This window comes from Bradyrhizobium sp. AZCC 1693, from assembly GCF_036924745.1.
GTDB lineage: Bacteria > Pseudomonadota > Alphaproteobacteria > Rhizobiales > Xanthobacteraceae > Bradyrhizobium.
The window spans coordinates 5,334,421-5,358,093 of record NZ_JAZHSD010000001.1; the positions used below are offsets into that span (position 1 = coordinate 5,334,421).

Sequence of the window (23,673 nt, forward strand, 5' to 3'; positions counted from 1 at the left end):
GAGCCCTGCGGGGTGCCCAAGGCGGCAAAAGTGCGGCGTGATTCGCAGGGCAGCCCTCCAAAAACCAGATACACGACCTATCTCAATGATAAGGCAACGGAACTTTGATTGTGCCGCGGGCTTCTGCCGGCCCTTGCTCTCTGCTAGGTTCGTCGTAGCCCCCATCCGCAGCCATTCAACAGATCTGGTTTCGGGAACGCCCGGGACCTCGGAGGATTGATGACGACCGCCGCCATGAGCAAAGTTTCGGAGCCCGTTGGACTGCCCGATATGAAGGTGTCGGTCCGGCAGGTTTTCGGTATCGACAGCGATCTCGAAGTGCCGGCCTATTCCGAAGTCGACCCGCATGTGCCGGAAGTCGATTCGGATTACCGCTTCGACCGCGCCACCACGCTCGCGATCCTCGCCGGTTTCGCCAAGAACCGCCGCGTCATGGTCACCGGCTATCACGGCACCGGCAAATCGACCCACATCGAGCAGGTTGCGGCGCGGCTGAACTGGCCCTGCGTGCGCGTCAACCTCGACAGCCACATCAGCCGTATCGATCTGGTCGGCAAGGACTCGATCGTGGTCAGGGAAGGCAAGCAGGTCACCGAATTCCGCGACGGCATCCTGCCCTGGGCGCTGCAGCACAACATCGCGCTGGTGTTCGACGAGTATGACGCCGGCCGCCCGGACGTGATGTTCGTGATCCAGCGCGTGCTGGAAGTCTCCGGCCGCCTGACGCTGCTCGACCAGAACAAGGTGATCAAGCCGCACCCGTCGTTCCGCCTGTTCTCGACCGCCAACACGGTCGGTCTCGGCGACACTTCGGGCCTCTATCATGGCACCCAGCAGATCAACCAGGGCCAGATGGACCGCTGGTCGATCGTCACCACGCTGAACTATCTGGCGCATGACGAGGAAGTCGAGATCGTGCTGGCCAAGGCGCATCACTATCGCACGCAGGAAGGCCGCGACATCGTCAACAAGATGGTGCGGCTTGCCGATCTCACCCGTAACGCGTTCGCCAATGGCGATTTGTCGACGGTGATGAGCCCGCGCACCGTGATCACCTGGGCCGAGAACGCCGACATCTTCGGCGATATCGGCTTTGCGTTCCGCGTCACCTTCCTCAACAAGTGCGACGAACTGGAACGGCCGCTGGTGGCCGAGTTCTATCAGCGCTGCTTCAACCAGGAACTGCCCGAGAGTTCGGTGAACGTGGCGCTTAGCTAATCGTCGTCCCTGCCTAGTGCGCAATTGCGCACGGGGCGCAGGGACCCATACGCCGCGGCCCTTCGGTAAAGTGATGGTGTTAGAGATCGGGAAATAACGACCGCTGGTGATTATGGGTCCCTGCGTTCGCAGGGACGACGGCGGTGAAGGTGGTCATGACGACGTCCAATCAAAAATTCCGTACCGGATCCAAGGAAGCGCCGACCGAGCCGTTCAAGCGCGCGGTGACGTCATGCCTGCGTGCGATCGCAAGGGCGCCGGAGCTGGAAGTGACGTTCGCGGCCGAGCGTCCGGGTCTCGCGCCGGGCAAGGCGCGGTTGCCGGAGCCCGCCCGCAAGATGACCAAGCGCGATGCGGCGATCGTGCGCGGCCACTCCGACTCGATCGCGCTCAAGCTCGCCTGTCACGATCCCAAGGTGCACCGCAAGCTGATGCCGGGAAATCCGCAGGCGCGCGGCGTGTTCGAAGCCGTCGAGCAGGCCCGCGTCGAAGCGATCGGCTCGCGCCGGATGGCGGGCGTGGCGAAAAACCTCACCGCGATGCTCGACGATCATTTCCACCGCGGCAAATACGACGAGATCACCGACCGCGCCGATGCGCCGCTGTCGGACGCGCTGGCGATGCTGGTGCGCGAACGGCTGACGGGGCTCGCGCCACCTGCGGCGGCTAAGAAGATGGTCGATCTCTGGCGCCCGGTGCTGGAAGACAAGATCGGCACCCGGCTCGACAAGCTCAGTCGCGTCACCGAGGACCAGGCGAAGTTCGGCGACCTCGTGCACGATTTGCTGTCGGCGCTCGACCTCGGCGACGAGCGTGATGCGGACGCCGACGACGACGAGAACGACGAGAATCAGGACGGTGAGAACGACCAGTCCGGCGCCGAGGGCTCGCCCGATTCCGACGCCGCGCAGGAAATGAGCGCCGACCAGGCGCAGGCGTCCACCGACGAAATGTCGGAGAGCGCGATGGAGAGCGCGCAGGCCTCTACATCAGATACCTTCGATGACGGCGAACTCGGCGACGACGAGACGCCGGGCGAGGCGACGCGGCCGAATACGCGCGGGGCCAACGAGCCGCGCGGGCCGGAATACCATGCGTTTGCGCCAAAATTCGACGAGGTGATCGCGGCCGAAGATCTCTGCGACCATGACGAGCTGGAACGGCTGCGCTCCTATCTCGACAAGCAGCTCGCGCATCTGCAGGGCATCGTCGCGCGGCTCGCCAACCGGCTGCAGCGCCGCCTGATGGCGCAGCAGAACCGTGCCTGGGAGTTCGACCTCGAGGAAGGCATTCTCGATCCGGCGCGGCTGTCGCGCGTCGTTACCGATCCCTACCATCCGCTGTCCTTCATGCATGAGAAGGAAGCGACCTTCCGCGACACCGTGGTGACGCTGCTTCTGGATAATTCCGGTTCGATGCGCGGCCGGCCCATTACGGTGGCGGCGACCTGTGCCGACATTCTCGCACGCACGCTGGAGCGCTGCGGCGTCAAGGTCGAGATTCTGGGCTTCACCACGCGCGCCTGGAAGGGCGGGCAGTCGCGCGAGGCGTGGCTTGCCGCCGGCAAGCCGGCTAATCCGGGCCGGCTGAATGATCTCCGGCACATCATCTACAAGTCCGCCGATGCGCCCTGGCGGCGCTCGCGCAAGAATCTCGGACTGATGATGCGCGAGGGGCTCCTGAAGGAGAACATCGACGGCGAGGCGCTGGACTGGGCGCACAAGCGGCTGCTCGGCCGGGCCGAACAGCGCAAGATCCTGATGATGATTTCGGACGGCGCGCCGGTCGACGATTCCACGTTGTCGGTCAATCCCGGCAATTACCTTGAGCGGCATCTGCGCCACATCATCGAGGAAATCGAGACCCGCTCGCCGGTTGAACTGATCGCGATCGGCATCGGTCACGACGTCACGCGCTACTACCGCCGTGCGGTCACCATCGTCGACGCCGAGGAACTCGGCGGCGCCATCACCGAAAAACTCGCCGAATTGTTCAGCGAGACCCACGGCGCCGCGCCCGTCACGAGCCACCACCGGCCGCGCCGGTTGCATTCGTGAGAGCATGCGCCCGCCCATAGGCCGCCGCCGCCTCTTGAAATATGCTGCGGCGGCGCTTTCGGTGGCGGCCGCGCCCGGAGCGACGCTGGCGCAAACGGCGGTCCAGCGGCCGCCGAAGCCGGCCGTTCCCGACGAATTCTCGGTCACGACGCCGGTCTCGATCGAGGTCAATGCCAGGCCGTTGCCCTCGTTCGATACCCGCGACAGGACTCGTGTGCGCTTTGGCGAACTCGAATATCGCAGCGGGCTGATCCTGACCTCGCGGTTTCGCGGCTTCGGCGGATTGTCGGGTCTTCGCCTTGATGCAAAGGGCGAGCGCTTCATCGCGATCAGCGACAAGGGGGGCTGGTTCACCGGCCGCATCGTCTACAAGGGCCGCGAGATGACCGGGCTCGACGACGTCGAGGCCTCGCCGATGCTCGGTCCCGACGGCAAGCCGATCACCTCGCGCGGCTGGTTCGATAGCGAAGCGCTCGCACTCGACGGCTCGCTGGTCTATGTCGGTCTCGAACGCGTCAATCAGATACTGCGCTTCGACTTCGCCAAGGGATTTACGCGCGCGCATGGCGAATTGATTCAGTTGCCGCTGGGCGTGCGCAAGCTGCCCTACAACAAGGGAATCGAGGCGCTTGTCGTGGTGCCGAAGGGCTTGCCGCTGGCGGGAACGCTGATCGCGATCTCCGAACGCGGGCTCGACGCGAAGGGCAACATCACAGCCTTCCTGATCGGCAAGACACTGGGGCTGTTCAGCATTCGCCGCACCGACAATTTCGATATCAGCGATGCGGTGCTGCTGCCGTCCGGCAGCCTGTTGCTCTTGGAGCGCAAATTCTCCTGGCTCGGCGGGGTCGGCATCCGCATCCGCCGCGTTGCGCTGGCCGCCATCGTCCCCGGCGCTGTCATCGACGGGCCTTCGATCTTCGAGGCCGATCTCGGCCACGAGATCGACAACATGGAAGGCATCGACGCCCACGTCACGCCGGAGGGCGACACCGTGCTTACGCTGGTCTCCGACGACAATTTCTCGCTGATCCAGCGCAATCTGCTGCTGCAGTTCACGCTGGTGGAGTGACGTTGCCGGTGGCGCGGCCAGCGATGAATCGCCCGGCAGGGTTGCAGCCGGAGCGGCTTGAGGCGCGGGGAGCGGCTCGCTAGACATTGCGGGTCGCTTTCCCTCCGGTCCGGATATCCCGCCATGAGCGCTTTGTTTACCCCGATCAAGCTGCGCGGCCTTAACCTTGCCAACCGCATCATGGTGGCGCCGATGTGCCAATATTCGTCTGTCGATGGCGAGGCCAATGACTGGCACTTCACGCACATCAATTCGCTGGCGCTGTCGGGCGCCGCGATCTTCTGCATCGAGGCCACGGCGGTGGAGGCAACGGGCCGCATCACGCCGGGCTGCCTCGGCCTCTACAACGACGCCACCGAAGCCGCGCTGAAGCCCATTCTCGCCTCGGTGCGCAAGCGCTCGAAGGCCAAGGTGATGATCCAGCTCGCGCATGCCGGCCGCAAGGCCTCGAGCCACACGCCATGGGACGGCGGGCAACTGATCCCGGTGGCTGAAGGCGGCTGGCGGGCGGAGGGGCCCTCGGCGATCCCGCACAAGGCGAGCGAGACGCCGCCTGTGGCGTTCGACGCCGCGGGACTTAAGCGCGTGCGCGAGGCGTTCGTGGCGGCGGCCAAGCGCGCCGAGCGGCTCGGCATCGATGCCATCGAGCTGCACTCCGCGCACGGCTATCTCCTGCATCAATTCCTGTCGCCGATATCAAACCAGCGCACCGATCAATATGGCGGGTCTTTGCCAAATCGCATGCGCTTTCCGCTCGAAGTGTTCGACGCGGTGCGCGAGGCGTTTCCGCAACCCAAGCCGGTGGGACTGCGCGTGTCCTGCACCGACTGGGTCGAGGGTGGCTGGGATCTGGCGCAGACGATTCAATTCGCTCACGAGCTCAAGGCGCGCGGCGTCGACTGGATCGACGCGTCCTCGGGCGGCGTGTCGCCGCTGCAAAAAATTCCGCTCGGCCCCGGTTATCAAGTGCCGTTCGCGAAAGGCATCCGCGAGGCGACCGGCCTTCCCACCATCGCCGTCGGCCTGATCACGGAAGCCAGGCAGGCCGAGGAGATCGTGGCCTCCGGCAAGGCCGACATGGTCGCGCTCGCCCGCGCCATGCTCTACGACCCGCGCTGGGGCTGGCATGCGGCGGCCGAACTCGGCGGCGAGGTTTTCGCCCCGCCGCAATACTGGCGCTCGCAGCCCTCGACGCAGAAGGCGCTGTTCGGCGCGACCACGTTCGGGACGCGGTAGCTTCTTCCTTCTCCCCTTGTGGGAGAAGGTGGCGCCGAAGCGCCGGATGAGGGGTTCTCTCCGCGGAGACAGACCCCTCATCCGTCTCGCTGTCGCTTCGCGCCAGCGATCCACCTTCTCCCACAAGGGGAGAAGGGAAGGCAGCGCTCCGCTCCTTCAGCGTCATTGCGAGCGCAGCGAAGCAATCCACGTCTCCGCTTGCCGCGCTATGGATTGCTTCGTCGCTGCTCTCCTCGCAATGACGGCGGAGGCAGTCACGGTAGGCCCACTCGCTCAATGCGGCTTCGGTGGCGCGTCGGCGGCGCGGACTTGCCAGAATTTCAGCAGTCGGCGGGCGCTTTCGACCGTCAGCTTGCCGTATTGCTCTTTGGCCTTGGCGAGTTCATGGCGGCCCATGCTTCCCGAGGCGAAGCGGCTGTCGAGCACGGCTGAGACCGTTTCCCAATTCAATCCGGCGACGCGGCAGGGGATCAGCACGCCGTCGTCGCGCAGGCTCTGCATCACAGGGCGGATCACGTCGATGGTCGAGCCTGACAACTCGGCAAGGGCTGCGACCGTCTCGGCGTATTTCCGTTCTTTCGCAAACGCCAATAGCGCCGGTTCGCTGAGCTTGCCGTGCTTGGCAAGCGCTGCGACGAAGCGGCGGGCCGCGGTGAAATCGCGCGTCCGCGACATTTCGCGGTTGGCGCCGGCGGCGGCGACGGCGATCGCGTTCCTGATTTCCTCGAACAGATGCGGCGGCGCGCGCGACAACAGCCGCGTGCGCACGACCTCGGTGGCGCCGCGCAACAATTGCAGGCGCTGCTCGGGCGGCAGGTCGACGCGAATGCCGGTCTCGACCGCCAGATCAGGATCGTTCTCCGCCTGCTTCAGCACGATCGCATAACCACTCGCCGACATCCGCGCGCCGGGATTGGTGACGAGCCGCCGGCTGACGGAAGGGTAATGCCGCTTCAACAGCGCGTCGGTGACGATCTCGGTCAGCCACCAGCGCCCGGAGATCGCCAGCAGATGCTGCTCGCCCTTGGTCTGGGCGAGCTCGACCAGATCGTCGGCGGTCAGCCGCGCCGATTCGGTCAGCACGGGCCGCGCAATCGAAATCTCGTCATTGTGCGCCAGGCGGCGGACCACGGCCGGCGGCGCCTGCTTGATGGAGGCGAGCTGCGTGCTCATTTCGGCGAGCGCAATGCGCGCGGCGACATCGGCCAGCGCGCGCAGCTCGACGGTGCGGATCAGGCGTTCAAGCACGTCGCCGAACAGCTCGATCTGTTCGGCGGAATAGCCGTCGGCGGACACTAGAAACAGGTCGGTGACCTGCCTCAGCGTATCCAGATGTTTTTCCGTCGAGCCGGCCTTGATGGCCGCCTCGACCTCCTCAGTGATCGATCGTTCCAACATCGCTCGTCCTGAGCGTTTCAAGCCGGTTCTGGCAGCAGGTCCCTGAGAATAGGGGGCAGAGTTGAACGTTCCGTAAACCATTTGGGTTGGGGGCGGCGGTATCGGGGCCGCAAGATTGCGGGGGTGGTCGGCCAATGGCCGAGTGGCGCGGCGACCCATCCTACGAAACTGCGATGAAGGCACGCGATCGTCATGCCCCGCGCAGGCGGGGGATGGAGTCACGTTTGAAGTGCAACGATTGATTTGAGTGCGGAGAATGCCTCGGCGGGCGTCTTGAAGTCCAGGCATTTGCGTGGGGTATCGTTGAGGCGCTGAACGTGCCGCTTGAGGTCGGCTGCCGTGATGAGTTTGAGGTCAGTTTTGCGGGGCAGCAGGCGTCGTAAGCGCCCGATGGAGTTTTCCACGCCGCCTTTTTGCCAGGGACTATGGGGATCGCAGAAGAAGGTCTGGACGCCGAGGGTTTGGTGAAGCCTGTGATGCTCGGCGAATTCGTTCCCGTTGTCGAAGCTGACGGTTTTGCGCATTGCTTGGGGAAGTTTGCCGAGTTGACGGCCGATGGTCCGAGCGGTGCGGACAGCTTTTCGATCGAGTGGTCGGTGAACCATGTTGAAGCGGGTTTGCCGTTCGTGGAGAACAAGCAACCCTTGGCCACATCGGGCGAACAGCATGAAGTCGGCTTCCCAATGGCCCGGTGTCCCGCGGCCTTCGACCTCGGCGGGGCGTTCGGTGATCGAGCGCCGTTGTTTGATGAGGCTGGCGGGGCTGCGTCCTGGACGGTGCCCTCGTCTTCGTTTGCGGCGCGGCAGCAGGCGGTGCCAGCAATCCTTCTGAGCGGCACGATGATAGATGAAACGATAGATTGACTCATGGCTGATGATGACGCGACCATGTTCCAGCGCCAGCCGGCCAGCGATCTGCTCTGGGGAATGTCCCATCGCAAGGCGTTTGCCCACGCGGTTTCGCAGGTCCGGCTGGCGCGCCAGCTTGAAGCGGCCATCCCACCGTCGCCGACGCTCGGCCAATTGCTGAGCCCGGACAGGCTCGTAGCCCCCGGCCCAGACCTTGGTAGGCCGGGAATTGCGCCGCAGCTCCCGGCTGATCGTCGATGGCGCCCGGTCGAGCGCAGACGCAATTTCGTTTTGAGATTTACCGCCTGCATGCAGGCGGTAAATCTCAACGCGCTCTTCAAGGCTGAGCTGGCCATAACATTGTCCCATCGCCACAACACCCTAGCAGGTGTTGCACTTGTGTCGTGAGCCCAAGGGGTATCCAGTACGTTGCGGCTTCTCGGCTGAATCATCGCTGTCTCTGGAATACTGGATCACCGCCTGCGCGGGTGATGACGACGGACGCCTCACGAATCTTCCTCCGCCTCCGCCGACGCATGCGCCGGCGGCACCGGCATCGGAAACTTCTCGAACTGTTTTGGCAAATTCACCGGCCGATAGCTCGGCATCGCGTCCATGCGCAGGACGGCGGATTCGTGAATCATGGCGCCGTCGGGAATGAAGCGCGGTTCGGCGTCGGGGATGTAATAGCCGAAATGGGCTTTGCGCGCCGGCCATTCCTTGTAGCTCGCGCTCTTCGGAATGTATTCGAGGATCCACCACGCGCCGCGCAGCGAGTCGTGCAGCTCGCCGCGCACATCAGGCGCGACATAAGAGAACGGGCTGCCCTTGCGCTGAATGCCCCAGGCGAGCTGATTGACGGTGGCCTGGTTAACCCCGAGTCCGAACTTTGTCGCCTCGTCGATCATCCAGAGCAGCGGATATTTGGAAAGCCCGCTTTGCTTTTCCGGATAGCCGCCGCCGATATCGGCATGGACGCCTGAGAACCACACCTGCAAGATATCCTGCGGCTCGGCATGCGCGTCGTTGAAGCGGTTGTGCTTGTAGGTCTGCGGGTCGTCCCACTTCTTCAGGCGGAACATGCAGCGCCGCTCGTCGATCGAGATCGCCTGCCGGAACGTCTGCACGCTCGGGTTCGCAATGGTGAACGCCAGCTCCTCCAGGCTCGGCCAATAGAAGCGATCGGCCCGCGGCACGATCACGCTGGCGACCGTATCCCAGACGCCGACGAAGCGGATGGTGGGCCAGCGCGACGAGGTGATGCGCGCGAACTGCGCCGCGTTGTCGAACGCCGTCTGCGGCAGCGTGTCTTCCGCGGCGACGGCATCGATGGCCGACTTGAACTGCGCCCGCAGCTTCGGCGCTTCGTCGGAGGAGAACTGCTTGTAGGCGATCAGCCCTGAGCCGGCGAGATTGACCTGCTCCGGCGTGATCAGCCCGATCTTGTGGATCAGCCCCGCCAGCACCCGCACGGTATAGGCGCCGCGGGAAAAGCCGAACAGATAGATCTGGTCGCCGGCCTGCCAGGTGTGGACCAGGAAGGCATAGGCCGCGAGCACGTTGTCATCGAGCCCATAGCCGGTGGCGAGCCCCAGGATGGCGTTGAAATCCTGCTTCAATTTGTGCCACGGGTCCGGCCGCTCCAGCGTGCCGACCCCCGGATCGTAAAACACCAGCTGCCGCGGGGACGTCTTCTCCGTCTTGCGCAGGCAGCGATAGAGCTTCAGCACATTGGAGATGTTCTCGGAAATCTCGTTGCCGGTGCCGTCACAGCAGATGATGATGTTGCGCATGGGGGGTGACTCGCTGGGGAATCGGTGATGCTACCTTGGCGAGTATAGCAGGATTCTTGGACTTCGGCTCCTTGTCAGGCAGCGACACGGCACATCCAGAGGAAGGGCTGTTCATTCCTTCGGCTTAGCTAGTTCAAGGAGCATCTTGTGAGCGATTCCGTCCACAACGTTAAAATCAGATAGCATTTGTGCATGGAATACTATCGGTTTGGCTTTTTCTTCAAATGAGTGCTGTATCCACGGTCGAAATCGTCCCAGCTTCAGTTGCTCAGAGGAGAGTCTGTCGTACTCCGCAAAATCTTCTTTGCTCGCTGCTTGGCTCATCTTCACTTCGAAGTCTCGATAGGTGGCTTCGTCTTTGGCTTCGATCACATATGGAGGGATATAGAGGGGTACGCGATGAGCAAGTGCGTGGCGCAACGTTGCTATGTGTCGGAACCAGTCGTCGAGGTCGGATAGATAAGCTTGAAATTCTTGTGAAAGTGTTCCTCGCACGCTGCTATTGCCAGGACCGAGGCCTACGTGCGTGTCACGGATCGGCGTGCCATCATCACGCTTTTGGCCATGTTCCATCATCCATATCCACGCAAGATTGTCGATCGCGCCAAAGAGGTTAAAAACAAAGCTCTGAATGTTTATGGTGGCGTTTGACAATTCGTCGCGAGCCGGCACGTCGGAACGCTCAGGTGGAATGGCACTAAACACATTGGTAATACATAGGATCATTATTTTGACGCGCCGCGCAAAGCCTTGGCTGGCGAATTCTCGGGTGCGCGGATTGTTCGTTTCCAAGAGAATGAATTTCTTCATCAAGATATTTAGCTTGCCCGGCATTGCCGAATACTCTGTTGCTAACTTCTTGATTGCATCCTCGGAAAAATACATGGGCGTTTCTCAACTATCAATTTTCAGGGTCGGTTCGTCACGCGTAGAAAATCGTCCAATTAAAAACTCCTCATCGTCCAAATCTGGGGAGATCATCGCGGTGGCGAAAATAATTTGATGCTCTACCTTTGCTTCTCTCGACTTTCTAAGAATCTGGTTCTGAAAGTTGTGACTTCTTTCGGGTTCCATTCCTTTGTCTTCGATTGTGTCGATCATCACAAATCGAGGGTGTCGGAACGTTGAGTCCTTTGTTGCTGCCGCAAAGAATCCCAAGAAGAAGCTGCTCTTCAGGATTACCCGTGAGCTAGCTGAAAAATAGGTATGGCCGTCTACCGTCAACGTGTTTGACGCAAAGTCGAACTGAATACTTTGAGGGTTCTCAAAACTATCCTGTCTTCGAAGGTCGTGCACAAGAAGATCGCGGACTTCGTCGGCGATCAGTGTCTTGGCGCGTGTTAGCTGGCGTTCCTGAACAGCCTTTAGTCGTTCGTTTTCGGTTCGGAGAGCGGAAATTTTGTTGTTCAATAAATCCTTCCGTCCAGCGATGTCATCGACAAGTTGGATGAGCGCCTCTTTCCCAACCAAGTCCTCCATCTGCCGCTGCAAGTATCCCGCTGTCCTGTTCAACTCGCGCAAGCGCTCGCGAGCCTCTGTCGAAGGTAGGCGCTGGGCCGCCGCCAAACGGGCGGATGCCGATTGCCATTTAAGATTAAGAGCTGCGATCTTCTCTTCGTAGCCTTTCGCGCGGTCATGGCGTGCTGATTGAAGTAGCTGGGACTGCTTAAGCTGGATCGCGGCCTCATTTATGATTGCGACGAGTCTATCGCTCGCGCGACCTCCTCCAAAATCGGTCTTGCACAGGTGACAGTGGTCGTGACCCGCCGTTGACGCAATGGGCGCTAAGCATGCAGGACATGCGTTAAATCTAACATCTCCCAAATGTTCTGCTATCGCAGAGGCATCATCTAGCGAAGCTATCTTTTGCTCAAGCGACCTAACAAAGATCGAGGAGTCTGCAATCGCAAGATTATTGGCATCGCGCTCCTGTTGTGCCGATGCCAGCTCTGTTTGTAGACGCTGCACTTCCGCATACGCTTCGTTTTGCGCTCTTAAGCTCAACTTATCCGCTGTTGAGTTTGATGCAATATTACGCTCGATTCTTTCAATCTCTTCCTGGACATTCTGCTGGTTTGAAATCAGGTTGCGTCGTTCACCTTCCAACCATTCCAAGGTTAGGCTGTGATCCGTCTTCCCCATGACAGCAAATAGGCTTTTGAGCTCGGCTTCGAGAGCGTCGAATTGACGAGTGAGCGTTCTAATTTCTATTTCGGTCTCATAGAGGCGAGCTTCGTATGATCCACAAAGCAGGCGGCCGACGGCATCGCGTAGCGCAGGTGGGTCAAAACGCGTGTCGTATCTGAAGAGCGTCTCGACGGGGCTCAACTGATCCGAATACAGTACGCGCAATATCTGATGGATCGTGAGGTTGCCCGAAACATCGCTGGCCACCTCGGGAATGGCCAACAATCTAAAGATTGCTTGGGAAAAGCTCTCCTTGTTCGGAGATCTACGGTATGGGTACTTGATCCATTCACTGCGCGGTGCCTTCAGTGACGCCTCGTAAGGGCCACCAAAGATTTCCATTGGTTGGCCGGATTCTTGAGAGATATCCCGACTCAAAGTCGCCGCCAGTCCATTAAGACGCACTTCGACAACGACGCGCGTGCAGAGAAGGGCTGTTTCGCTCCAGTCGGCGAGATCGCCGCCTAGGCCATAGTAGATGCAATTTAGGATGGTTGACTTGCCTGAGGAATTTTCACCTCGAATGACGTTTACGCCTTCGTGAAATGCTTCATCATATGCGGCATTCTGGCCTCGTTGTATGACTAGACGAGTGACAATTAGAGTGGGTTCAAACCGCATCATAGCGGTACTCCAAAAGTCCAGTTCTGTCCTTCAAACCGTCCTTTCCCAACAGCGGATACTCAGAGCTCAGAGCTAGAATAACTTGCATCAAGTCCTGCTGTTTCGAATTAGCATTGCTAACCCGTTCAGCCAGCGCCGGCGGCAACGCTCGTCCGCTTCTGAAAACTGTGCCGTCCTTTAGCGCGTCAGCTTTGATGAAGTCCTTTCCTGCTAATGTTTCAAGCGCTGCGATTTGCATCGGCTTCATCCGACTAAAAATCTGGATGTCCGGAGGTTGATCTCCGTAAGGACGAGCTTCGTTGTACGTCTCAGCGAGTCCGCGAAATCTGCGATGTTGGGCCTTTAGGCGGATGCCAGACACTCTAAACGGGAAGAGCAAGTAGAAATCGAGTATTCGCGCGTGATCCACGGGCAGAGATTTCGATGCGTCGATCACAGAGAGGATGCGTAAGTGGCGATACGTCGCGTGAAAAGGATCGAGCGCTGGCTGGTATGAAAGTTGTGTCATGAATGCCATCGCACAAAGCATTGCTCGGCGAGCCAGTAGATCATTCCCATTGCGGTGCTGTGATTGATAGAGAATAGAGTGGTGCCGCACTCTTCAATCAGCGGAACGATGATGTGGTCGCGCACAAGCTCATTGGCCTCCACCTTTGACATGCCATCGAGCTGCGGACGTACGACGTAGGTAAACTCGTATTCGGCCTTTGCAAGAAGGTAAGCAAATATCTCTTGCGCAGACGCATACAATGACCAGCGCTCGAGCAACTTCGCAAAGAGCTCTTTCTTTTCGATGGCGTCGAGATACTCGTCGGATCGATCCGCTTTTTCTAGTTTTGCTTGAAGTCCGTCCACTCCATCATGAGATCGCCGACTATAGAAATGTGCCAACGCTTCGATGGTGTCTCTTACGTGTTCGTTGCTTGCGACTTCGTTTTGTAGCTTTTGAAGGAGTTGTTCGACCACGCCTGGTTGGCGTGCTGCCGGATAGTGGTGTTGTTCGTATTTGTCGCGACCAACAATGTCCCCGCGGGCGGTCGCGCCAGCTTGATCTACTTTCAGCGTCATGAATCACTCTAAGAGTGAAAATTAATGTTGATCTCGGCCAGCAATCTTATCCCGTCCAACCAGATCGCCTCCGGCAGAAGCTCCTGATTGATTAACGTTCGAGCCCTTAGAGCCAATTCGAGTTTTTCTTGTAAATCGCAGCGTCAACAATGACCCTCCGGCAAAGCCAGCGACAAAGCTCCAGATTTCAGATGCATATTTCGCGAGTACGTCCACTTGATTCCTCCTGTTGGTAACACTGCAACTGGTGAGGCGACAAAGCAAGCGGAAGTTGTGCTAGAGTGACGCCCGCTCCCCACCCAAAATTCGATGCGTCGGCGAAGTACCAGCGTCAGAGCGCCTGTAGTTGCGTGATTTGCCGATCCAACAAAAGCGGCCGGGTCTTTCGACCCGGCCGCTTCAAACTCCGATCCGCCGATGTAGCTAAAGCTCAGCTCGCCTTCTTGGCGAATACCGGCTTGCCGACCTTCTTCTCGATCGCTCGCTTCAGATCGAGCGCGCGGGGGGAGAGCACGTCGGCCTTGGCCTTCAACAAATACTTATCGAGGCCGCCATTGTGGTCGACGCTCTTGAGCGCGTTGGTCGAGACGCGCAGGCGCACGTTGCGGGCGAGGGCGTCCGAGATGAAGGTGACGTTGACCAGGTTCGGCAGGAAGCGCCGCTTGGTCTTGATGTTCGAGTGGCTCACCTTGTGGCCCACCTGGGGGCCCTTGGCCGTCAGTTCGCAGCGCCGGGACATCTGAAAATCCTCTTCCATCCCCGCCATAGGCAAGCGCTTCACGCGGTGCGCGCGGGGGTCCAAAATCGCGTCCATTTCCAGGAACTGCGGTCGTATAGGGGGAGACGGCCATCCGGTCAAGGTTTTTGGGCGGCGTGGGGCCCCGTTCCGACCAGCCCAAGCCCCTTGTTTTGACGCGTTTTCTTCACGCGAGGCGGAAATCCGCACAAGGGGCCCAAGGCCGGGGCAGGCACCGCCTGCAAAACGCTGATGTCCCAACCGCGGAATTGGGCCGGTTTCCAGCTACTTAAGGGATCATATAAAGGGCGCAATCCCCGCCGACACCATGGCTTTCGTTAAGGGGTTAAGGCCCCGGCCTTGGCGAAGCGGGGTCTGATTGACGCGTGGTTTTCGCCAAAGCTTGCGCGTTGTTTGCCGGATATTTCTGACTACATGAACATCAGCTCGCGCCGATCCCGGGACAATCCATTCGTGACTGCCAAACGCGCTGTTTCGCTACCCCCAAGGCTCGTTTTCGGCCTGTGCGCCGCCGCGTTCATTGGGCTGACGCCGCAGGCCGCCGCCGCGCAGGGGCGGCTGGATGCGCAGTATGAGGCCACGCTGGCGGGCATTCCGGTCGGCAAGGGGGCCTGGACCATCGAAATCGGCGACGACACGTTTTCGGCCTCCGCCCAAGGCGGCACCGCCGGGCTGTTGAAGGCGTTTTCTGGCGGCACGGGTTCCGGCGCCAGCCAGGGCCGCGTCGTGGGCGGCGCGCTGGTAGCGAATGCCTATACCGCGACCACCACGACGCAGAAGAAGTCCGAGACCATTCGGCTGGTGCTGGCCAACGGCAATGTGAAGGATTTCTCGATCGACCCGGCGCCGCCGGTCGATCCCGACCGCGTCGTCGTCACCGACGCGCACCGCAAAAACGTGCTCGATCCCATGACCGGCTCGATGCTGCGCGTGCCCGGCAATGGCGAGGTGCTGAGCCCGGATTCCTGCCGCACCGGCGCCGGGATCTTCGACGGGCGCTTACGCTACGACCTCAAGCTCGATTACAAGCGCATGGAGACGGTGAAGGCCGAGCGGGGCTATCACGGGCCGGCGCTGGTCTGCGCCATCTACTTCACGCCTGTTGCGGGCTATATCCCCGATCGCCCCGTGATCAAATATCTCGCCACCGAACGCCGGATCGAGATCGCCTTCGTGCCGATCGCGGGAACCCGCGTCCTGGTTCCATTCCGGATGACGATTCCGACGCCGTTTGGCCTGGCGATGCTGGAGGCGACATCGTTCGTGACGACGGCAGCGCCGCCGAGGGTGGCGAAGACGAATTGAGCCTCTTCCCTTCTCCCCTTGTGGGAGAAGGTGGCGCGAAGCGCCGGATGAGGGGCTCTCTCCTCGGGCGGGACTCGCGGAGAGAACCCCTCACCCGTCGCCGAACTTCGTTCGGCGCCACCCTCTCCCACAAGGGGAGAGGGGAAGAGGGATCTCCAACTCATCGCTTGACTCTTGACCACTTCTGATTCGACTCCGGTCTTTAAGGATTTCACCCAAACACCGCCGCTTGTGGAGCCCGCGCAAACTTGATCTAGTGCCACCCGAAGCGCTTCAGCGCGAGATGTTGCGGTGAACGTATCGGGTTTCGGGAGGAGTCAGCGATTCGGGCGCGTTTCGTTCCAGACTCGTTCCAGAGCTTAAGCCGCGACCGCATCGCCGTCGCAGAATGAAACAGAATCGGCCGAATTGACGCCGTGCGACCAGAAAGGCTTCCGTCATTGCGAGCGAAGCGAAGCAATCCATGGCGCGGCATAGGAACAATGGATTGCTTCGTCGCTTCGCTCCTCGCAATGACGAACGCATAAAAGAAACACCTGCAAGACATGGCTTTCTCACCTTCCACGTTCGCGACCGATCGCGCGCCCGGCGCAGGCGTTACCGCCGTGCTCGGGCCGACCAACACCGGCAAGACGCATCTGGCGATCGAGCGGATGCTGGGGCATTCCTCCGGCGTGATCGGCCTGCCGCTGCGGCTGCTCGCGCGCGAGGTCTACAACAAGATCGCGGATCGCGCGGGCGTCGACAGCGTCGCGCTCGTCACCGGCGAGGAGAAGATCAAGCCGAAGAACCCGCGCTACTGGGTGTCGACCGTCGAGGCGATGCCGCGCGACCTTGATGTCTCGTTTCTCGCCGTCGATGAAATCCAGATCGCCGCCGATCTCGAGCGCGGGCATGTCTTCACCGACCGCATCCTGCATCGCCGCGGCCGCGACGAGACGCTGCTCTTGGGTGCTGCCACCATGCGCCCCATCATCGAGCGGCTGCTGCCGGGCGCGTCCATCATCACGCGGCCGCGGCTGTCGCAGCTCGAATTCGCCGGCGACCGCAAGATCACGCGTCAGCCGCGACGCACCGCGATCGTCGCGTTCTCGGCCGATGAAGTCTATGCGATCGCCGAACTGATTCCGGCGGCAGCATGGCGGCGCTGCCGTTGTGCTGGGCTCGCTCTCGCCGCGCACGCGCAATGCGCAGGTGGCGATGTTCCAGAACGGCGACGTCGATTATCTCGTCGCCACCGACGCCGTGGGCATGGGGCTGAACCTCGATGTCGATCACGTCGCCTTTGCCTCCGACCGCAAATATGACGGCTATCAGTTCCGCCGCTTGAATCCGTCCGAGTTCGCGCAGATCGCGGGCCGCGCCGGTCGCGCCACGCGTAATGGTACTTTCGGCACCACCGGGCGCTGCGGGCCGTTCGAGCCCGAGCTGGTGAACGCGCTGCAGAACCACACGTTTGACAGCGTCAAAATGCTGCAGTGGCGCAACTCGAAACTGGATTTTTCCTCGCTCGGCGCGCTCCAGGTGTCGCTGGCGCTCTCGCCCGGCCATGAGGTTTTAACCCGCGCGCCGATTGCCGAGGATTTGCGCGTGCTCGATCACGCGGCACGCGACGGCGAGGTGAGGGAGATGGCCCACGGCCCAGCCGCCGTGGAACGGCTGTGGGACGCCTGCCAGATCCCGGATTATCGCAAGATCGCGCCCGCCGCCCACGCCGAACTGGTGACCACGCTGTACGGGTTCCTGATGAAAAGGGGCCGGATTCCCGATGCCTGGTTCTCAGCCCAGGTCGACCAGGCTGACCGCGTCACCGGCGATATCGACACGCTGTCGGGCCGGATCGCGCAAATCCGCACCTGGACCTTCGTCGCCAACCGCCCGGACTGGCTGTCCGACCCCGACCACTGGCAGGGGATCACGCGGGAGGTCGAAAATAAATTATCCGATGCGCTGCATGAACGGCTAACGGAGCGTTTCGTTGACCGCCGGACCAGTGTATTGATGCGCCGCCTGCGGGAGAACTCAGTTTTGAATACGGAAATTGGCAAGACCGGCGAAGTGATTGTGGAAGGCCACGCGATCGGCCGGCTCGATGGATTTACCTTTGCCCCCGATGCGGCGGAAGCCGGCTCGGATGCGAAAGCGTTGCAGGCTGCGGCCCAGCAGGTGCTCGCCAGCGAGATCGACGCGCGCGCCACCAAACTTAGCGCGGCGCCCGACGACCAGTTCGTGCTGACCTCTGACGGCACCATCCGCTGGACCGGCGATGCGGTCGCAAAGCTCGTCGCCGCCGACGACGCGCTGCATCCGCGCATTCGCATCATTGCCGACGATCGCCTCTCCGGCGCGCCGCGCGAGGCGGTGCAGGCGCGGCTCGATCTGTGGCTGAAGACGCATATCGAAAAGCTGCTCGGCCCGCTGTTCGGGCTCTCCAAGGCCGAGGACATCACCGGCATCGGGCGCGGCATCGCGTTCCAGCTGGTGGAGGCGCTCGGCGTGCTGGAGCGCGCAAAAATTTCCGCCGAGATGAAGGATCTCGACCAGGCCTCGCGCGCGACTTTACGCAAATATGGCGTGCGCTTCGGCGCCTATCACATCTATTTCCCCGGGCTCTTGAAGCCTGCGGCGCGCGCGCTGGCCTCGCTGCTGTGGGCCGAGAAGCAGGACAATGTCGACATGTCCGCGCTATCAGGCGCGCAGCATCTGGCGTCGAGTGGCCGCACCTCGTTCCCGGTCGACAAGGCGTTGCCGCGCGACGCCTATCGCATGCTCGGCTATCGCCAGTGCGGCGAGCGTGCGGTGCGCGTCGATATTCTGGAGCGGCTCGCCGATCTCATTCGTCCCGCGCTGGCGTGGCGCGAGACGTCGCCCGGCGACAAGCCGACCGGCGCGTTCGACGGCCGCGGCTTTGTGGTGACGCAGGCGATGACCTCGCTGACGGGATCTGCCGGCGAAGATTTCGCCTCGATCCTGCGCGCGCTCGGCTACCGCATGGACCGCCGCCCGCCATTGCCGCCGAAGCCCGCGCCCGAGGTCGTTGTCGAGACCGTCTCCACCGAGACACCGCCAGTCGAGGCCAGCGCCGAGACGACTGCAGAGGCACCGGCAGAGACACCGGCGGAAGAAGTCGCCGCCGACCTGCCCATGTCAGGCGATCCCGCGCCGTCAGCATCGCTGCTGCCCAGCGTCACGCCGGTACCGGTCGCGAGCGAAGAGCCTCTGGCTGTGGTCGAGGCCGCACCCGAGCCCGCCGAGACCACGCCGGCGGAAGCCGCGATCGCGGACGCACCTCCGGAACAGGAGGCGGAGCCGACGATCAGCGCCGCCGAAGCTGCGGCCGAGCCCGCCACCGCGAGCGAGGCGCCCAGTGAAGGCGCTGCCGCCGAAGCCGTTCCCGCTGAAGCCGCAGAAGCCAGGCCTGAAACGAAATCCGAGACGCCGGCCGAGCCTGCGCTGGTCGAAGTCTGGCGGCCCGGTGGCCGTTCCGACGAGCGCCGCCCGCATCACGACCGCAACCGCCAGCGTCATCACGGCCGCCCGGCGCAGGGTGCGCAAGCCGCCAGCGGCGAAGGCGGCGAGGGCGCGCCGCGCGAGCAGCGCCATCGCCGCGGGCGCCGCAATGACTTCCGCAAGCCCCGCGAAGGCGCGCCGGCGGATACCGCCGCTGCGCCCATAGCCGAAGGCGCACCGGCGACTGAAGCGCGCGAGCAGACGCGTCAGGACCGTCCGCCCCGCGAGCGTTTTGAAGGCAAGGGCCGCGACGGCGATCGCCGCGACAAATTCGATCGCAACAAGGGCGACCGCAACAAGGGTGGTCGCGACAAGGGCGAGCGCGGCGGCCGTGATTTCGGTGGGCGCGACAAGGGCGGCCGCGACAAGCGCGACTCAGGGCCATCGCACCGTCAATGGGCGACCAGCGCGGCACCGCGCGAGCGTGACCGTCCGGTCGATCCCAATTCGCCATTTGCAAAACTGGCGGCGTTGAAGGAACAGCTTGCGGGCAACCGCAAGGAATAGTGCGCAGGGAATAACGGGAAGGTCGTTGGAGCGGCAGCGTCTCGACAAATGGCTGTGGCACGCGCGGGTGGTGAAGGCCCGCACCTCCGCTGCCGCGCTCGTCGAAGCCGGCCACGTCCGCATCAACGGCGCGCGCGAAACGGCGCCCGGTCATTCGGTGAAAGTCGGCGACGTGCTGACGATCGGGCTCGATCGCAGCGTGCGCGTCCTCAAAGTGGTGGGATTTTCCGAGCGGCGGGGCGACGCTGCGGCCGCGCGCGTGCTCTATGATGAATTGCACAGTGGCAAGCAGTAACTATCTGCAAAAGGCTCGCAGGGACGCCTGAAATTGGGCCGGCAGAGGCCCACTGCTTCCCTTGCGGCAGCGCACCGCATGCGCTACGCAAACCCCGGAAATCTGATCCGTTCGCTGCCTTGTTCGGAGTCTTATTCGGAGCCTTGGATGACTTACGTCGTCACTGAAGCCTGCATCAAATGCAAATATACCGACTGCGTTGAGGTCTGCCCCGTCGACTGCTTCTACGAGGGCGAGAACATGCTGGTCATCCATCCCGACGAATGCATCGACTGCGGCGTCTGCGAACCCGAATGTCCCGCCGACGCCATCAAGCCGGACACCGAGCCCGGCCTGGAGAAGTGGCTCGAGGTCAACACCGAGTACGCCAAGAGCTGGCCCAACATCACCCAGAAGAAGGACTCGCCGCCGGACGCGAAAGAATTCGAGGGCGTGGAGGGCAAGTTCGAGAAATATTTTTCCAAGGAGCCCGGCAGCGGCGACTGATTCGCTGGGGATAACTCCGGGGATAAATCGGGCCAGCTAAGCCCGTTTCGGACCTAATCGGAACCTAACTAAGCCTGCTGATTTACCCTGTTGACGGTCTTGTGGCCGAAAGGACCCCGTAAAGGACCGGAACCGGGCGTAAATCATTGATTTTTGCGGAAAATGTGCTATATTGGGCACATTACAAGCCGATCCCGGCCACGGCGTATCTGTGGCCCCGGTGGGTTCCCGTAAAACATCGAACAGGGGCGTGGCAGTTCCGCGCGCAGGCTGTGTCACAGAAAACGCGTAAAAAGAGTGCTTCCAAGACCACCAAAAAAGCCGCTCCGGGCCAGCCGCAGCGCAACCAAAGGCCGTGCCAAGGCGACCGTAAAGGTGGCCAGGAAGGTTGCGGCCACAAAGTCCTCAAAGAACAAAAGAAGCGCAATGCCAGAAAAGACTGCCAAGACTGCCGCGAAAGCGACGGGTTCAAAGACCACTGCGTCGAAAGTTGCTGCCAAGGCTCCCGTGAAGGCCCCTGTGAAGGCTGCGCCCCCGAAAGCCGCCGTTGCGCCGAAGGCTCCCGTCAAGCCGGCCGCCGCCGCGCCGCGCGTCGAGGAGCCGAAGAAGGTCGTCACCCAGCGTCAGGGCTTCAAGGCCAACGAATTCGTGGTCTATCCCGCTCATGGCGTCGGCCAGATCCTGGCCATCGAGGAGCAGGAGATCGCGGGCGCCAAGCTCGAGCTGTTCGTGATCAATTTCATGAAGGACAAGATGACGCTCCGCGTGCCGACCGCCAAGGTCGCCAATGTCGGCATGCGCAAGCTGTCCGAGCCGGCGCTGGTCAAGAAGGCGCTGGAGACGCTGAAGGGCCGTGCGCGCGTCAAGCGGACCATGTGGTCGCGCCGGGCGCAGGAATACGAAGCCAAGATCAATTCGGGCGACATCGTCGCGATCGCCGAAGTGGTCCGCGACCTCTACCGTTCGGAATCGCAGCCCGAGCAGTCCTACAGCGAACGCCAGCTCTATGAAGCAGCCCTCGATCGCCTGTCGCGCGAAATCGCCGTCGTGCAGCATTCGACGGAGACCGAAGCGGTCAAGGAAATCGAGAGCCAGCTCGCCAAGAGCCCGCGCCGCGGCGCCAAGACTGAGGCGACCGGGGCTGACGGCGAAGCTGACGAGGCCGATGTCGAAGCCGATGGCGACGACGCTGCCGTGGCGGACGAAGCCGCCTGAAAGGGTTCGACGGATTGAAATCAAAAGCCCGGTCGCGAGACCGGGCTTTTTGCTGCTCTATCCGTCGTCATATTGCCGGACATCGCGCGCGTTGGTGACGGCAACAACAGACCTGAACGAAACGAGAATTGTGCCACCCATGTCGCCGGTTTGAAGTGTTACCTATGTCGCCGGTTGCTCAGAGACACGGGCCTCCGACGGAAGGAGCGTTCCGCTCGCAATGGTGGTCCGCATCTGGAAGCCAATCATCTACCGAGCGGGATGCACATATGATCTCACGACGATAAGTTCGCCTTCGCGACGCTCGATTGGGCCGCTCAAAATTGTAGCGGAGATCTCGATTTCCGATCTGTATTTCCATTTCATCGCCGGCTCGGAGTTTCGAGCAGGGTACGGTGTCTTGCTCAAGGTCCACCTCGAAAAACCAGCCACGCGACGGCGGGCCCCGAGTTTCTCTATCCTGGCCGAATAGAAAACCGTCTCACCCATACCGCGCGCTTTTCAGGAGCGTGGTTTTGTACAATCGATCGCCCGGACCACAAGGGCGAAACCTCGCCCGTTGTGTAGCTCGAGTCGAGCCTTTGATCTTCATTGGAACCAGACGGGAGTCCTTCAGGCGGTGCTGTTTCTCGCGGAATGAACGCCTCGCTGTCCGGGGCACGAGCTCAAGCCGGCAGCCGGGCGAGTTCGGTTGTCAGCATGACCACGCGCATGGCTTTCGACGAAGCAAGGGACTTGTGATTCCAAAGAGCAACTAATCTGCTATTCTTGCCGAGCGCTTTATCGATCCTCAAGAGATCGTTAAGATGCTGCTACCTCATGGTTCGCCGTGTGCGATCAGACAAAGCCTCGCAAATGAAGCTTGCTCGCATCCTTATCGGCATCGTTCTGTTGGCTGGCGGGCTCTATATCCTGATCGGCGAGCACTTTGCAGGAACGTCGGCCGACGCCAATGTCAATGCTCGCATCTATGTGATCCGCGCGCCAATCGAAGGCAACGTCACGCTCGCGGTCAAAAGCATCGGCGCACGGCTGAACGCTGGCGAACTCGTCGCCGATGTTTCGGATGACAGGTTCGATAACGCGCGCCTCTTGGAACTTGAGCGAAATCGCGACAATCAGCAGATCGAGCTTACGCGTATTGCAGCTCAGCGCATGGCGGTTTCGGAGTCGAGAATTGGGTTTTCAGCCCAGGCCACTGACTATCAGCATGGCCGGACTCGGCAAATCGAAGCCCGTCTCGCGGAAAACAAGGCCGCACAGGATGCAGCTTCGGCTCGGCTGCGCGCAGCGGATGCCGCCTTCAGACGGGCCAATGAGCTCAGCAACCGCGGCGTTGAGACGGCGGCCAGTTTCGACCGGGCGCGCGCGGCGTTCGATGTCGCCCAACAGGATCTGGAAAGCGCGCGGCAGCGCAACGTCTATCTTGAGACGGAACTTGCGTCCGCTCGCAGCGGCGTCTTCATCGGTGAATCCTATAACGACGCCCCATCCTCTTCACAGCGGATCCGCGAGCTCGACCTGCGTCTTGCCGAATTGTCAGTCGATGAGCAGCAGGTCAAGGCGCGGATCGCCCAGTATGAGCGTCAGGTCGACGCCGAGCGCGTTCGCGTCAATCGTCTGACATCCGCCACGCTGAAGGCGGGGGTGCCCGGCGTGGCATGGGATTTTCTGGTCGATGACGGGGAATTTGCCCGCCGCGGCCAGGATCTGATGAAGCTTGTCGATTGCAGCAACGTGATCGTGACCGCAAGCGTCACGGAGTCGCTTTACGACAGCCTGACGATCGGCGCGCCGGTGCAGTTCCGGCTGTTCGGCGACCGCCGGATCTTTGACGGGACAATAATCCGTCTGGGCGGATCGGGCGCATCGCTGCTCTATACGAATCTTGCGGTGGGTCCGAGCGCCCAGCACCTGCAGCGCTTCGACGTCACCGCAACGGTGCCTGAACTTGCCCGGGAACCGGACCTCGCATGTGCGATCGGCCGGACAGGCCGTGTCATCTTCTCCGGTGGCCCAATCGCCAGGCTGCGTCGTCTCCTCACACGGTATGGCTACTGATGTTGCTGTTGTCGCCATGGTTAGCCGCTTTCGCCG

18 protein-coding genes and 1 pseudogene are annotated in these 23,673 nt (G+C 61.7%); 10 read left to right on the forward strand and 9 right to left on the reverse strand.

Annotation, left to right across the window (positions count from 1 at the left end):
* Window positions 1-219 precede the first annotated feature (219 nt).
* From cobS to V1293_RS25410, 4 genes are all read left to right on the forward strand, one after another.
* A complete protein-coding gene (gene cobS, locus V1293_RS25395) occupies window positions 220-1,218 on the forward strand; it encodes a cobaltochelatase subunit CobS (protein WP_442894281.1) in 999 nt (332 codons plus the stop codon).
* Between the two features lie 155 nt (window positions 1,219-1,373).
* The gene (gene cobT / locus V1293_RS25400; protein ID WP_334513197.1) at window positions 1,374-3,275 is read left to right on the forward strand and encodes a cobaltochelatase subunit CobT; all 1,902 of its coding nucleotides are present in this window, start codon (window positions 1,374-1,376) and stop codon (window positions 3,273-3,275) included.
* Window positions 3,276-3,279: 4 nt separating this feature from the next.
* The gene (locus tag V1293_RS25405) at window positions 3,280-4,347 is read left to right on the forward strand and encodes an esterase-like activity of phytase family protein (RefSeq protein ID WP_334513198.1); all 1,068 of its coding nucleotides are present in this window, start codon (window positions 3,280-3,282) and stop codon (window positions 4,345-4,347) included.
* A 123-nt stretch (window positions 4,348-4,470) separates the two neighbouring features.
* The gene (locus V1293_RS25410; protein ID WP_334513200.1) at window positions 4,471-5,583 is read left to right on the forward strand and encodes an NADH:flavin oxidoreductase/NADH oxidase; all 1,113 of its coding nucleotides are present in this window, start codon (window positions 4,471-4,473) and stop codon (window positions 5,581-5,583) included.
* Window positions 5,584-5,856: 273 nt separating this feature from the next.
* Here the strand turns inward: V1293_RS25410 and V1293_RS25415 are convergent, their stop codons facing one another.
* From V1293_RS25415 to rpmB, 8 genes are all read right to left on the reverse strand, one after another.
* The gene (locus V1293_RS25415; protein WP_334513202.1) at window positions 5,857-6,981 is read right to left on the reverse strand and encodes a DUF2336 domain-containing protein; all 1,125 of its coding nucleotides are present in this window, start codon (window positions 6,979-6,981) and stop codon (window positions 5,857-5,859) included.
* 218 nt (window positions 6,982-7,199) lie between these two features.
* Entirely contained in the window at window positions 7,200-8,198 is a 999-nt protein-coding gene (locus tag V1293_RS25420) for an IS30 family transposase (protein WP_334513204.1), read from the reverse strand.
* A 137-nt stretch (window positions 8,199-8,335) separates the two neighbouring features.
* A complete protein-coding gene (locus V1293_RS25425; protein WP_334513205.1) occupies window positions 8,336-9,622 on the reverse strand; it encodes a DUF2235 domain-containing protein in 1,287 nt (428 codons plus the stop codon).
* Between the two features lie 111 nt (window positions 9,623-9,733).
* Window positions 9,734-10,507 (reverse strand): hypothetical protein, encoded by a 774-nt coding sequence (locus V1293_RS25430; RefSeq protein WP_334513206.1) that lies wholly within the window; start codon window positions 10,505-10,507, stop codon window positions 9,734-9,736.
* 9 nt (window positions 10,508-10,516) lie between these two features.
* Entirely contained in the window at window positions 10,517-12,433 is a 1,917-nt protein-coding gene (locus tag V1293_RS25435; protein WP_334513207.1) for an AAA family ATPase, read from the reverse strand.
* Window positions 12,420-12,941 carry an ABC-three component system middle component 5 gene (locus tag V1293_RS25440; RefSeq protein WP_334513209.1) on the reverse strand — a complete coding sequence of 174 codons (522 nt, stop codon included), beginning with the start codon at window positions 12,939-12,941 and terminating at the stop codon, window positions 12,420-12,422. The genes V1293_RS25435 and V1293_RS25440 overlap by 14 nt, the downstream gene beginning before the upstream one ends.
* Entirely contained in the window at window positions 12,938-13,501 is a 564-nt protein-coding gene (locus V1293_RS25445; protein WP_334513211.1) for an ABC-three component system protein, read from the reverse strand. The genes V1293_RS25440 and V1293_RS25445 overlap by 4 nt, the downstream gene beginning before the upstream one ends.
* A 430-nt stretch (window positions 13,502-13,931) precedes the next feature.
* Window positions 13,932-14,240: a 50S ribosomal protein L28 gene (rpmB, locus tag V1293_RS25450; protein ID WP_334513213.1), complete on the reverse strand. Its 309-nt coding sequence runs from the start codon at window positions 14,238-14,240 to the stop codon at window positions 13,932-13,934.
* A 432-nt stretch (window positions 14,241-14,672) separates the two neighbouring features.
* Between rpmB and V1293_RS25455 the strand changes: the two genes are divergently transcribed.
* The 4 genes and pseudogenes from V1293_RS25455 (at window position 14,673) to fdxA (ending at window position 20,361) form a co-directional block, all read left to right on the forward strand.
* Entirely contained in the window at window positions 14,673-15,563 is an 891-nt protein-coding gene (locus V1293_RS25455) for a DUF3108 domain-containing protein (RefSeq protein ID WP_442894282.1), read from the forward strand.
* Between the two features lie 545 nt (window positions 15,564-16,108).
* Window positions 16,109-19,580, forward strand: a pseudogene (locus V1293_RS25460) (helicase-related protein).
* A gap of 25 nt (window positions 19,581-19,605) precedes the next feature.
* Window positions 19,606-19,875, forward strand: coding sequence for an RNA-binding S4 domain-containing protein (locus V1293_RS25465; protein WP_334513215.1), 270 nt, complete (start codon window positions 19,606-19,608; stop codon window positions 19,873-19,875).
* Between the two features lie 147 nt (window positions 19,876-20,022).
* Window positions 20,023-20,361 carry a ferredoxin FdxA gene (gene fdxA / locus V1293_RS25470; protein WP_334392033.1) on the forward strand — a complete coding sequence of 113 codons (339 nt, stop codon included), beginning with the start codon at window positions 20,023-20,025 and terminating at the stop codon, window positions 20,359-20,361.
* A 275-nt stretch (window positions 20,362-20,636) separates the two neighbouring features.
* Here fdxA and V1293_RS36225 read toward each other — a convergent pair whose 3' ends face one another.
* Window positions 20,637-20,861: a hypothetical protein gene (locus tag V1293_RS36225; protein WP_442894283.1), complete on the reverse strand. Its 225-nt coding sequence runs from the start codon at window positions 20,859-20,861 to the stop codon at window positions 20,637-20,639.
* 19 nt (window positions 20,862-20,880) lie between these two features.
* Between V1293_RS36225 and V1293_RS25475 the strand changes: the two genes are divergently transcribed.
* Both V1293_RS25475 and V1293_RS25480 read left to right on the forward strand, forming a co-directional pair.
* Complete coding sequence (locus V1293_RS25475) at window positions 20,881-21,576, forward strand: CarD family transcriptional regulator (RefSeq protein ID WP_442894284.1); 696 nt, start codon at window positions 20,881-20,883, stop codon at window positions 21,574-21,576.
* A gap of 855 nt (window positions 21,577-22,431) precedes the next feature.
* Window positions 22,432-23,637 (forward strand): HlyD family secretion protein, encoded by a 1,206-nt coding sequence (locus V1293_RS25480; protein WP_334513216.1) that lies wholly within the window; start codon window positions 22,432-22,434, stop codon window positions 23,635-23,637.
* Window positions 23,638-23,673 lie beyond the last annotated feature (36 nt).